The organism is Streptomyces sp. NPDC002130 (assembly GCF_040296465.1).
Lineage (GTDB): Bacteria > Actinomycetota > Actinomycetes > Streptomycetales > Streptomycetaceae > Streptomyces.
Window position 1 is genome coordinate 1 of the sequence record NZ_JBEOXI010000051.1, and the last position, 10,972, is coordinate 10,972.

Below are 10,972 nucleotides of genomic sequence, written 5' to 3' on the forward strand. Positions count from 1 at the left end.
ACCCAGCGGCTACGCGGCGGCCCGGCTGCGTCTCCTCACCGAGGAGGCGCGGTCCGGGCCGCCGCGCCGTGCGGCCCTGGCCGAACTGACCGACGACTGGCTCACCGGCCTGTTCGCGGCGGGCGCCGAGGGACTGCGCGGTGCCTCTCTCGTCGCCGTCGGCGGCTACGGGCGCGGCGAGCTGTCCCCGCGCAGCGACCTCGACCTGCTCCTGCTGCACGACGGCAGTGACACCAAGGCCGTCGCCGCCCTCGCCGACCGGCTCTGGTACCCCGTCTGGGACCTGGGCCTGGACCTCGACCACTCCGTCCGCACACCCGCCGAGGCCCGCAAGACCGCCGGCGAGGACCTCAAGGTGCAGCTCGGACTGCTGGACGCCCGGCACATCGCCGGTGACCTCGGCCTCACCGCCTCGCTGCGCACGGCTGTCCTGGCCGACTGGCGCAACCAGGCCCCCAAACGCCTGCCCGAACTCCAGGAACTGTGCGCCGAGCGCGCCGAGCGCCAAGGCGAGCTGCAGTACCTGTTGGAACCCGACCTGAAGGAGGCCCGCGGCGGGCTGCGCGACGCCACCGCCCTGCGGGCCGTCGCCGCCTCCTGGCTCGCCGACGCCCCGCGCGAGGGCCTCGCCGACGCCCGGCGCCGCCTGCTCGACGTCCGGGACGCCCTGCACCTCGCCACCGGGCGCGCCACCGACCGGCTCGCCCTCCAGGAGCAGGACCAGGTGGCCGCCGAGCTCGGCCTGCTCGACGCGGACACCCTGTTGCGGCAGGTGTACGAGGCGGCCCGGGTCATCTCGTACGCCAGCGACGTCACCTGGCGCGAAGTGGGGCGCGTACTGCGGTCACGCGCCGTGCGACCCCGGCTGCGCGCCATGCTGGGCGGCGGGAAGCCGACCACCGAGCGGTCCCCGCTGGCCGAGGGAGTGGTGGAGCAGGACGGCGAGGTGGTGCTCGCCCGCGCCGCGCGCCCCGAACGCGACCCCGTGCTGCCGCTGCGCGCCGCGGCCGCCGCCGCGCAGGCCGGCCTCCCGCTCTCGCTGCACGCCGTACGGCGCCTGGCGGCCACCGTGCGTCCGCTGCCCACGCCCTGGCCCGCCGAGGCCCGCGAACAGCTCGTCACCCTGCTCGGCTCCGGCCGCCCCACCATCGAGGTGTGGGAGGCGCTGGAGGCCGAGGGGCTGATCACCCGGCTGCTGCCCGACTGGGAGCGGGTCCGCTGCCGCCCGCAGCGCAACGCCGTGCACCTGTGGACCGTCGACCGGCACCTCATCGAGACCGCGGTGCGCGCCTCCGAGTTCACCCGCCGGGTCAGCCGCCCCGACCTGCTGCTGGTCGCCGCGCTGCTGCACGACATCGGCAAGGGCTGGCCCGGCGACCACTCCGTGGCGGGCGAGATCATCGCCAAGGACGTGGCCACCCGGATCGGCTTCGACCGCCACGACGTGACCGTCATCGCCACCCTCGTACGGCATCACCTCACGCTCATCGACACCGCGACCCGGCGCGACCTGGAGGACCCGGCCACCGTGCGCTCCGTCGCCGAGGCCGCCGGCTCCGAGGGCACCCTGGAGCTGCTGCACGCGCTCACCGAGGCCGATGCCCTCGCCACGGGCCCGGCCGCCTGGTCGTCCTGGCGCGGCTCGCTCGTCGCCGACCTGGTCAAACGGGTCTCGGCGGTGCTCGCCGGCGACGCCCCGGACGACCCCGAGGAGGCCGCGCCGACCGCCGAGCAGGAGCGGCTCGCCCTGGAGGCGGCGGCGACGGGCAGCCCGGTGCTCTCGCTGCGGGCCCAGACCGAGCCGCCCGCCGGGCAGGAGCCGTCCGGCGACCCCGAGCCGCTCGGCGTGGAGCTGCTCATCGCCGTACCCGATCAGCCCGGGGTGCTGCCCGCGGTGGCCGGCGTCCTCGCCATGCACCGGCTGACCGTACGCACCGCCGAGCTGCGCTCCTTGCACCTGCCGGACGGCGTGGACGGTTCCGTCCTGCTGCTGGACTGGCGGGTCGCCGCCGAGTACGGCTCGCTGCCGCAGGCCGCCCGTCTGCGCTCGGACCTCGTCCGGGCCCTGGACGGCTCCCTGGACATCGCCGGCCGCCTCGCCGAGCGGGACGCGGCCTATCCGCGTCGCCGGGGCGTCATCGCCCCCGCGGCCCGGGTTTCGGTCCACCCGGCCGCCTCCCGGCTGGCCACGGTGATCGAGGTCCGTTCCCAGGACGCGCCGGGCCTGCTGTTCCGCATCGGCCGCGCCCTGGAGGACGCGAACGTGCAGGTGCGCAGCGCCCACGCCTCGACCCTCGGCGCCAACGCCGTCGACGCCTTCTACGTGACCGGGCCGGAGGGCGCGCCGCTGCCAGGGGACGAGGCGGCGGCGGTGGCGCGGAAGCTGGAGGAGACACTGCGGGGGTGAGGCCGACCCGGCGACTTGTCGCGCCGGGATACCCTGGAGGGCGATTCCCTGTAGCCACCGACCCCGAGGACCGCGAGCGCCGTGTTCGATACTCTTTCCGATCGCCTCTCAGCGACCTTCAAGAACCTGCGCGGCAAGGGACGGCTCTCCGAGGCGGACATCGACGCCACGGCGCGCGAGATCCGGATCGCGCTGCTCGAGGCGGACGTGGCGCTTCCCGTCGTCCGGGCGTTCATCAAGAACGTCAAGGAGCGCGCCCTCGGCGCCGAGGTCAGCAAGGCGCTGAACCCCGCCCAGCAGGTCCTCAAGATCGTCAACGAGGAACTGGTCACCATCCTCGGCGGCGAGACCCGGCGTCTGCGCTTCGCCAAGCAGCCGCCCACCGTGATCATGCTGGCGGGTCTGCAGGGTGCCGGTAAGACCACCCTCGCGGGCAAGCTCGGCCGCTGGCTGAAGGAGCAGGGCCACTCGCCGCTGCTGGTCGCCTGTGACCTCCAGCGCCCCAACGCCGTGAACCAGCTGAGCGTCGTCGCCGACCGCGCGGGCGTCAGCGTCTACGCGCCGGAGCCGGGCAACGGCGTCGGTGACCCGGTCAAGGTGGCCAAGGACTCCATCGAGCACGCCAAGTCCAAGGTTCACGACATCGTGATCGTGGACACCGCCGGCCGCCTCGGCATCGACCAGGAGATGATGCAGCAGGCCGCGGACATCCGCGACGCCGTCTCCCCGGACGAGATCCTGTTCGTCGTCGACGCGATGATCGGCCAGGACGCGGTCAACACCGCCGAGGCCTTCCGCGACGGCGTGGGATTCGACGGCGTGGTGCTCTCCAAGCTCGACGGTGACGCCCGCGGTGGTGCGGCCCTGTCGATCCGGCAGATCACCGGCAAGCCGATCATGTTCGCCTCCAACGGCGAGAAGCTCGACGACTTCGACGCCTTCCACCCTGACCGGATGGCCTCCCGCATCCTCGACATGGGTGACCTGCTCACCCTGATCGAGCAGGCGGAGAAGACGTTCAGCCAGGAAGAGGCCGAGAAGATGGCCTCCAAGCTGGCGTCCAAGAAGGGCCAGGACTTCACCCTGGACGACTTCCTGGCCCAGATGGAGCAGGTCCGCAAGATGGGCTCCATCTCCAAGCTGCTCGGCATGCTGCCGGGCATGGGCCAGATGAAGGACCAGATCAACAACCTCGACGAGCGGGACGTCGACCGCACGGCCGCCATCATCAAGTCGATGACCCCGGCCGAGCGCCAGGAGCCGACGATCATCAACGGCTCGCGCCGCGCCCGTATCGCCAAGGGCTCCGGTGTCGAGGTCAGCGCGGTCAAGAACCTGGTCGAGCGGTTCTTCGAGGCCCGCAAGATGATGTCCAGGATGGCCCAGGGCGGCGGCATGCCCGGGATGCCGGGGATGCCCGGCATGGGCGGTGGCCCCGGCCGGACGAAGAAGAAGCAGAAGCAGGCCAAGGGCAAGCAGCGCTCCGGCAACCCGATGAAGCGCAAGCAGCAGGAGCAGGAGGAGGCCGCCCGCCGGGCCGCCGCGGCCGAGGGAGGCAGCGCCTTCGGGCTGCCGCAGCAGGGCGGCAAGGACTTCGAACTCCCCGACGAGTTCAAGAAGTTCATGGGCTGACGGCCCGTCCGAACGACACTGAGGGCGCCCCCTTCTCCTGGAGGGGGCGCCCTCAGTGGTGTGCCGGTGCTTCGCCGGTCAGCCGTTCGGGAACTTCCAGACGTAGGGCTCGCCGTCCTCCTCGGACCAGTGGACCTCGACGCTCTTGGCGTTCGCCGGGACCACGTACGTCTCGCAGAAGACATGGCTCTCGCCCTGCTTCCAGCTCTCGACGTCGTACGGGTCCTCGCAGCCGGCGCCGTCCTCGGGCGCGCCGATGAGGACCGAGCCGCGCTGTCCGTCGGCGAAGACCGTTGTGCCGTCGTGCACGTCGGAGCCGTCGGTGAGGGCGGGCCCGCTCTTGTGCGTGTACTTCACGTGCGCGACGGCCAGGACCTTGCCCTTGACCTTGTCCGGCTCGGAGACGGCCTTCGCCGCCTCGGCCTCGGTGCCCACCTCGACCTTCTGCGCCAGGACCTCGTAGGTGACCTCGCCCGGGTCCTCCGCGACCTTGCCCGTGGCGCTCTCGCCGGCCCCCATCTCGCCGCCGGAGGCAGGCGACGGCGACGGCGAGGCCTTGGCCTGGGCGGTGGCCGTGCTCTTCGCGTCGGCGGTGTCGTCGCCGCCCCCGCAGGCGGTGAGCGTCAGAGAAGCAGCCCATGGTGCCTTCTTCACACCATTCACACCTGCATCGGAAAATCGTTCGTCAGGGAGTCCGGGCGATCAGGTACCGGAACACGTTCGGCATCCACACCGTCCCGTCCTGCCGCTGGTGCGGATGCAGGGCCTCGGTCAGTTCCTTGTCGACCTGCACCTGGTCCGTCGCCGTCATCGCCGCGTCGAACAGACCCGTCGATTTCAGGCCGCGTACCGCGCTGTCCACGTCGGCGTAGCCGAAGGGGCACGCCACCCGCCCCGAGCCGTCCGGCCTGAGCCCGGCCCGGTGGGCGACGTCCTCCAGGTCGTCGCGGCAGGCGGGGCGCCAGCTGCCCGAGGTGCGTAGCGGCTCGGCCAACTTCGTGGCCACCCGCATCACGGACGCCGTGGCGCAGCGCTCCGGCGGACCCCAGCCCGCCAGCACCACGGCCGCACCGCGCCGGGCGAGCGGCGTCGCCTCCGCGAGCACTCCGGCCAGCCCCTCCGAGTCGCCCGCCAGGCACCCGATCGGCTCGAAGGCGGTCACCAGGGTGTAGCCGGGCGCGCCCGGCTCCGCGGTGTCCCGGGGCGAGCCGTCGACCAGCCGCGCCCCCGGACGCGCCGGCCTGCCCGACGCCTCGGGAAGCAGCCGCTCCCGCGCCAGGGCCATTCTTTCGGGGGAAGCGTCGACACCGGTGACCGCCGCTCCCCGGGCGGCGGCCATCAGCAGGGAGAGCCCGGAACCGCAGCCGAGGCCGAGCAGCCGCGTCGTGGGACCCACGTCCAGTCGCTCGTAGACGGCCTCGTAGAGCGGTACGAGCATCCGCTCCTGGATCTCGGACCAGTCACGCGCGCGTGCACGCAGGTCCACGCGGGGTGCGGCCCCCGCGTGAGGCAGGTGCTGCCGCACGAGCGTAGGTGTCATAAGTAAGCGCCCCAATCCGCCGAGAGTTGCCTCTTGCCCGATTCCATGGCCCCCGTGACAGTGCGCTCGCACTACCCCCGTATGCCAGGAAACTCCCCCCTCGACCCGTCGTCCAGTGGAATGCGGCAGGGCTTGTGAGTTGTCATGTGCCTATGGCGAGATTTCACATTCCGGCAACGTGGGCCCGTAGCATCTCGCCATGGCGAAGGCACCTGTTCTCACCCCCCGGGCGGTCGATTTCCCGCGCTGGTACCAGGACTTGATCACCAAAGCGGAACTCGCCGACAACGGGCCGGTACGCGGCACCATGGTCATCCGACCGTACGGGTACGGGCTGTGGGAGCGGATGCAGGCGGAGATGGACGCCCGCATCAAGGAGACGGGCACCCAGAACGCGTACTTCCCCCTGCTGATCCCCGAGTCGTACCTGGCCCGGGAGGCCGACCACGTCGAGGGCTTCGCGCCCGAGCTGGCCGTCGTCACCCACGGCGGCGGCAAAGAGCTCGAAGAGCCGGCCGTGGTCCGTCCCACCTCCGAGATGATCATCAACGAGTACTTCTCGAAGTGGGTGCAGAGCTACCGCGACCTGCCGCTGCTCATCAACCAGTGGGCGAACGTCGTGCGCTGGGAACTGCGGCCCCGCCTGTTCCTGCGGACCTCCGAGTTCCTCTGGCAGGAGGGCCACACCGCGCACGCCACGCACGAGGAGGCGCGTGACTTCGCCGCGCACATCCACCGGCGGGTCTACGAGGACTTCATGCTGAACGTCCTCGCGATGGACGTCGTCCCCGGCCGCAAGACCGTCAGGGAGCGGTTCGCCGGCGCGATCAACACCCTCACCCTCGAAGGCATGATGGGCGACGGCAAGGCCCTGCAGATGGCCACGAGCCACGAACTGGGCCAGAACTTCGCGAAGGCCTTCACTACGCAGTACCTCTCCAGGGAAGGCCGGCAGGAGCTGGTCTGGCAGACCTCCTGGGGTTCCACCACCCGCATGATCGGCGCCCTGGTGATGATGCACGGCGACGACAACGGCCTGCGCGTCCCGCCGCGGCTGGCACAGATCCAGGCCGTCGTGCTCGCGATCAAGGGCGACGAGGCGGTTCTGGCCAAGGTCCGTGAGGTCGGCGACCGGCTGAAGGCGGCCGGTGTCCGCGTCCACGTCGACGACCGCACCGACACCCCCTTCGGCCGTCGTGCGGTCGACTGGGAGCTCAAGGGCGTGCCGGTCCGGATCGAGATCGGCCCGCGCGACCTGGAGAACGGCACCGCGATGCTGGCCCGCCGCATCCCGGGCGGCAAGGAGGCGGTGGCACTGGACGATCTCGCCGGGCTGCTCCCCGAGATCCTCGAGAACGACCAGGCGACGCTGCTCCGGCAGTCCCGCGAGCGCCGCGAGTCCCGTACGACAGAGGTCTCCACGTTCGAGGAGGCCGTCGAGGCGGCCACCACCGGCGGCTGGGCGCGCATCCCCTGGGCCGCGCTCGGCGAGGAGGGCGAGGCCAAGCTCGCCGATCACGCGGTGACCGTACGGTGTCTGGTCGCCGAGGACGGGTCGGTGCCGGACGCCGACGACGCACCCGGTAACGTCGCGGTCGTCGCACGCGCTTACTGAGTGAGGCGCAAGGCGGCCGAAACGCCTCTTGCGTACCCGCGGACCCCTGGCACCCCGGCGCGCGCGGTTTACATACGCGCCGGGGCGTACGCGGGACTACGCACCACCTTGTGGTGAGCTGTGAGGCTTCTCCACAGATCGGCGCACCCGCCCTCGTCAGGACGCATCAGAGGCAACTGACGGGTACGTGCAAATTATTTGGGATGGCCCGGAATCGGAACACTGGGGCACCCCGGCTCGTTGTCATTACGTGAGCACGACACAGACACCACCTGTACTCGCCGCAGAGCTGGCACAGGCGTGGGCCGATATTCAGCGGTACCACCCCGAGCTGCCCGACCTTGCCGCGCCAGAGTCCCTGATCGGGGAGTCGTCGTCCGCGTGCGGTCACGAGCTCTCCTTCGAGCGACTGCTCCATGAGGCAGTCCATGGCATCGCCGCCTCCCGCGGCGTCCGCGACACCTCCCGTGCCGGCCGCTACCACAACCGCAGATTCCTCGCGATCGCCGAGGAGCTGGGCCTGGACCACCCCGAGGAACCGCATCCCAGCAGCGGATTCTCCCTGGTCACGCTCACCCCCGAGGCGAAGCGCCGCTACCGCCCGACGATGGAGCGCCTCCAGCGCGCCCTGAAGGCCCACACCGCCGCGACCTCCTCCGACACGTCCCGCACCTTCCGGGGCCCGGCCGCCCGGCACGGATCCTCGGGCGGCGGGGTACGCGTCAAGGCGGTCTGCGACTGCGGCCGCAACGTCCGGGTCGTCCCGTCCGTCCTCGCCCAGGCCCCGATCGTCTGCGGCGGCTGCGGCAAGCCGTTCCGGATCCCGGACATCGTGGGAGCGGTAGCGAGCTGACGCCCTGCACCGGCATCTCGTGGCTGCCGGTCTTCGGCGCAGGGCTCGGGCCGATGGCGCACCCGGACGTGCAGCATCTCCCACGCCGGGTGCGCCGTCGGCATGCCCGCGCAGCGGATCCGGCCCCCGGCCCGGAGCGACCCGCCGGGTGTGGCACAATGGCTAGCTGTACTCGACAGCCGCACAGGAACCCTCTCGCCTCCGGCTGACGCGTCCATCGGGCACTCGGGTACCGCAACCCCACGCGGCATTTCCGCCGTGCCCAACCACGTCAAAACCAGGAGAACCCACTCCCGTGGCAGTCAAGATCAAGCTGAAGCGTCTGGGCAAGATCCGTTCGCCTCACTACCGCATCGTCGTCGCCGACTCCCGTACCCGCCGTGACGGCCGGGCCATCGAGGAGATCGGCAAGTACCACCCGACGTACAACCCGTCGGTGATCGAGGTCGACGCCGAGCGCGTGGCGTACTGGCTCGGTGTCGGCGCCCAGCCGACCGAGCCCGTGATGGCCATCCTCAAGAAGACCGGCGACTGGCAGAAGTTCAAGGGCGAGCCCGCCCCGGCTCCGCTGCTGACGCAGCCCGAGAAGGCCGCGCGCCCGTCGTTCGAGGCCATCGGTGGCGAGGACGAGGGCAAGGGTGAGGCGATCACCCAGAAGAAGAAGGCTGAGAAGAAGGACGAGGCCGCCGCTGAGTCCGCTTCGACCGAGGCCTGAGCATGCTCGAGGAGGCTCTCGAGCACCTCGTGAAGGGCATCGTCGACAACCCTGACGATGTGCAGGTCGCCTCGCGCAACCTGCGCCGCGGTCGCGTGCTCGAGGTCCGGGTCCACCCGGACGACCTCGGCAAGGTGATCGGCCGCAACGGCCGCACCGCACGCGCCCTGCGTACCGTCGTGGGCGCCATCGGCGGTCGCGGCGTCCGCGTCGACCTCGTCGATGTGGACCACGTCCGCTGACGCTTTCGCAGCACACCGGCTCGGGCCGGGGAGGGCCACTGGGCCGTCCCCGGCCCGCAGTCGTATGACAGGAGAATGGACACGTGCAGCTGGTAGTCGCACGGATCGGCCGTGCCCATGGCATCAAGGGTGAGGTCACCGTCGAGGTGCGGACCGACGAGCCGGAGCTGAGGCTCGGCCCCGGTGCCGTACTCACCACCGATCCCGCATCCGCGGGACCGCTAACCATCGAGACGGGCCGCGTCCACAGCGGCCGTCTCCTGCTGCGCTTCGAGGGCGTCAGCGACCGCACCGGCGCCGAAGCCCTGCGCAACACCCTCCTGATCGCCGAGGTCGACCCGGAGGAACTGCCCGAGGGCGAGGACGAGTACTACGACCATCAGCTCATCGACCTCGACGTGGTCACCGCGGACGGCACCGAGGTCGGCCGGATCACGGAGATCTCGCACCTGCCCACCCAGGACCTGTTCATCGTGGAGCGTCCCGACGGCAGCGAGGTGATGATCCCCTTCGTCGAGGAGATCGTCGCCGAGATCGACCTCGAGGAGCAGAAGGCCGTCATCACCCCGCCGCCCGGCCTCATCGACGACCGCGCCGAGATCGCATCCAGCCGGGAAGAGTCGTAATGCGCCTCGACGTCGTCACGATCTTCCCCGAGTACCTGGAACCGCTGAACGTCTCCCTCGTCGGCAAGGCACGCGCGCGTGGACAGCTCGACGTGCACGTCCACGACCTGCGTTCCTGGACCTACGACCGTCACAACACGGTCGACGACACCCCGTACGGCGGCGGCCCGGGCATGGTCATGAAGACCGGGCCGTGGGGAGACGCACTGGACTCCGTCCTGGCCGACGGCTACGAGACGGGGTCCCGGGCGCCCGCCCTCATCGTGCCCACGCCCAGCGGCCGCCCCTTCACCCAGGAACTCGCCGTCCACCTCTCCGAGCGCCCCTGGCTGATCTTCACCCCGGCCCGCTACGAGGGCATCGACCGCCGCGTCGTCGACGAGTACGCGACACGGATGCCGGTGTACGAGGTGTCCATCGGCGACTACGTCCTGGCCGGCGGTGAGGCGGCCGTCCTCGTCGTCACGGAGGCCGTGGCGCGACTGCTGCCCGGCGTCCTGGGCAACGCCGAGTCCCACCGGGACGACTCCTTCGCGCCCGGCGCCATGGCGAACCTGCTCGAAGGGCCCGTCTACACCAAGCCCCCCGAGTGGCGCGGCCGGGACATCCCCGACGTGCTGCTCAGCGGCCACCACGGGAAGATCGCCCGCTGGCGCCGCGACGAGGCCCTCAAGCGCACCACCGCCCACCGGCCCGACCTCATCGAGCGCTGCGACCCCAAGGCCTTCGACAAGAAGGACCGCGAGATGCTCTCCATCCTGGGCTGGGCGCCCGACCCGGCGGGGGAGCCGTACGGCCGATTTTGGCGCAGGACCGACGGCGTGGAAGAATAGCCAGCTGTTGTGCGTCCGTCCGGCGTGCGCCCCTGCCACAGGGGGAGACGACGTCCGCCCCGACCCGCACACCCCTGGTCCCGAAACCTAGTTTCCGTTGATGACCTGTGGCATCAGCGAGGAAAGCAGACGAAATGTCTCACCTGCTCGACACCGTCGACTCCGCGTCGCGGCGCCGCCACGTCCCCGCCTTCCGCCCGGGCGACACCGTCAACGTCCACGTCCGCGTCATCGAGGGCAACCGCTCCCGTGTGCAGCAGTTCAAGGGCGTTGTGATCCGCCGCCAGGGCGCCGGCGTGCGCGAGACCTTCACGGTCCGCAAGGTCTCCTTCTCCGTCGGCGTCGAGCGCACCTTCCCGGTGCACACCCCGATCGTGGAGAAGATCGAGCTCGTCACCAAGGGTGACGTCCGCCGCGCCAAGCTGTACTACCTGCGCGAGCTGCGCGGCAAGGCCGCGAAGATCAAGGAGAAGCGCGAGAGCTGAGCGCTCTCCGGGGTTCGCGTCGGG

The 10,972-nt window shown here is 71.2% G+C and carries 11 protein-coding genes; 9 read left to right on the forward strand and 2 right to left on the reverse strand.

Going from position 1 to position 10,972, the window contains the following annotated elements; translation table 11 throughout:
* Together ABT116_RS12555 and ffh are read left to right on the forward strand one after the other, a co-directional pair.
* The coding region (locus ABT116_RS12555; protein ID WP_351631564.1) for a [protein-PII] uridylyltransferase at window positions 1-2,407 on the forward strand (2,407 nt) is incomplete at its 5' end.
* An 81-nt stretch (window positions 2,408-2,488) separates the two neighbouring features.
* Window positions 2,489-4,039: a signal recognition particle protein gene (gene ffh, locus ABT116_RS12560; protein ID WP_351631566.1), complete on the forward strand. Its 1,551-nt coding sequence runs from the start codon at window positions 2,489-2,491 to the stop codon at window positions 4,037-4,039.
* 78 nt (window positions 4,040-4,117) lie between these two features.
* Here the strand turns inward: ffh and ABT116_RS12565 are convergent, their stop codons facing one another.
* Together ABT116_RS12565 and ABT116_RS12570 are read right to left on the reverse strand one after the other, a co-directional pair.
* Complete coding sequence (locus tag ABT116_RS12565) at window positions 4,118-4,693, reverse strand: hypothetical protein (RefSeq protein ID WP_351631569.1); 576 nt, start codon at window positions 4,691-4,693, stop codon at window positions 4,118-4,120.
* 31 nt (window positions 4,694-4,724) lie between these two features.
* A complete protein-coding gene (locus tag ABT116_RS12570) occupies window positions 4,725-5,579 on the reverse strand; it encodes a methyltransferase domain-containing protein (RefSeq protein ID WP_351631571.1) in 855 nt (284 codons plus the stop codon).
* 199 nt (window positions 5,580-5,778) lie between these two features.
* Here ABT116_RS12570 and proS point away from each other — a divergent pair, with 199 nt between their 5' ends.
* The 7 genes from proS (at window position 5,779) to rplS (ending at window position 10,948) form a co-directional block, all read left to right on the forward strand.
* Window positions 5,779-7,194 carry a proline--tRNA ligase gene (proS, locus tag ABT116_RS12575; protein ID WP_351631574.1) on the forward strand — a complete coding sequence of 472 codons (1,416 nt, stop codon included), beginning with the start codon at window positions 5,779-5,781 and terminating at the stop codon, window positions 7,192-7,194.
* A 250-nt stretch (window positions 7,195-7,444) separates the two neighbouring features.
* Window positions 7,445-8,047 carry a hypothetical protein gene (locus ABT116_RS12580; protein ID WP_104781425.1) on the forward strand — a complete coding sequence of 201 codons (603 nt, stop codon included), beginning with the start codon at window positions 7,445-7,447 and terminating at the stop codon, window positions 8,045-8,047.
* A gap of 295 nt (window positions 8,048-8,342) precedes the next feature.
* Window positions 8,343-8,762, forward strand: coding sequence for a 30S ribosomal protein S16 (rpsP, locus tag ABT116_RS12585; RefSeq protein ID WP_033313156.1), 420 nt, complete (start codon window positions 8,343-8,345; stop codon window positions 8,760-8,762).
* 2 nt (window positions 8,763-8,764) lie between these two features.
* Complete coding sequence (locus tag ABT116_RS12590) at window positions 8,765-9,004, forward strand: RNA-binding protein (RefSeq protein ID WP_003973401.1); 240 nt, start codon at window positions 8,765-8,767, stop codon at window positions 9,002-9,004.
* 83 nt (window positions 9,005-9,087) lie between these two features.
* A complete protein-coding gene (gene rimM / locus ABT116_RS12595) occupies window positions 9,088-9,630 on the forward strand; it encodes a ribosome maturation factor RimM (RefSeq protein WP_351631578.1) in 543 nt (180 codons plus the stop codon).
* Complete coding sequence (gene trmD, locus ABT116_RS12600) at window positions 9,630-10,463, forward strand: tRNA (guanosine(37)-N1)-methyltransferase TrmD (protein WP_351631581.1); 834 nt, start codon at window positions 9,630-9,632, stop codon at window positions 10,461-10,463. Before rimM ends, trmD begins: the two co-directional genes overlap by 1 nt.
* A 134-nt stretch (window positions 10,464-10,597) precedes the next feature.
* Window positions 10,598-10,948 carry a 50S ribosomal protein L19 gene (gene rplS, locus ABT116_RS12605; protein ID WP_351631584.1) on the forward strand — a complete coding sequence of 117 codons (351 nt, stop codon included), beginning with the start codon at window positions 10,598-10,600 and terminating at the stop codon, window positions 10,946-10,948.
* The last annotated feature ends 24 nt before the right edge of the window (window positions 10,949-10,972 follow it).

Bases quoted from the DNA above. Each gene is read 5' to 3' on its own strand.
- ABT116_RS12570 (WP_351631571.1), bottom strand. From the start codon at position 5,579: ATGACACCTACGCTCGTGCGGCAGCACCTGCCTCACGCGGGGGCCGCA.
- proS (WP_351631574.1), top strand. From the start codon at position 5,779: ATGGCGAAGGCACCTGTTCTCACCCCCCGGGCGGTCGATTTCCCGCGC.
- ABT116_RS12590 (WP_003973401.1), top strand. From the start codon at position 8,765: ATGCTCGAGGAGGCTCTCGAGCACCTCGTGAAGGGCATCGTCGACAAC.
- trmD (WP_351631581.1), top strand. From the start codon at position 9,630: ATGCGCCTCGACGTCGTCACGATCTTCCCCGAGTACCTGGAACCGCTG.
- rplS (WP_351631584.1), top strand. From the start codon at position 10,598: ATGTCTCACCTGCTCGACACCGTCGACTCCGCGTCGCGGCGCCGCCAC.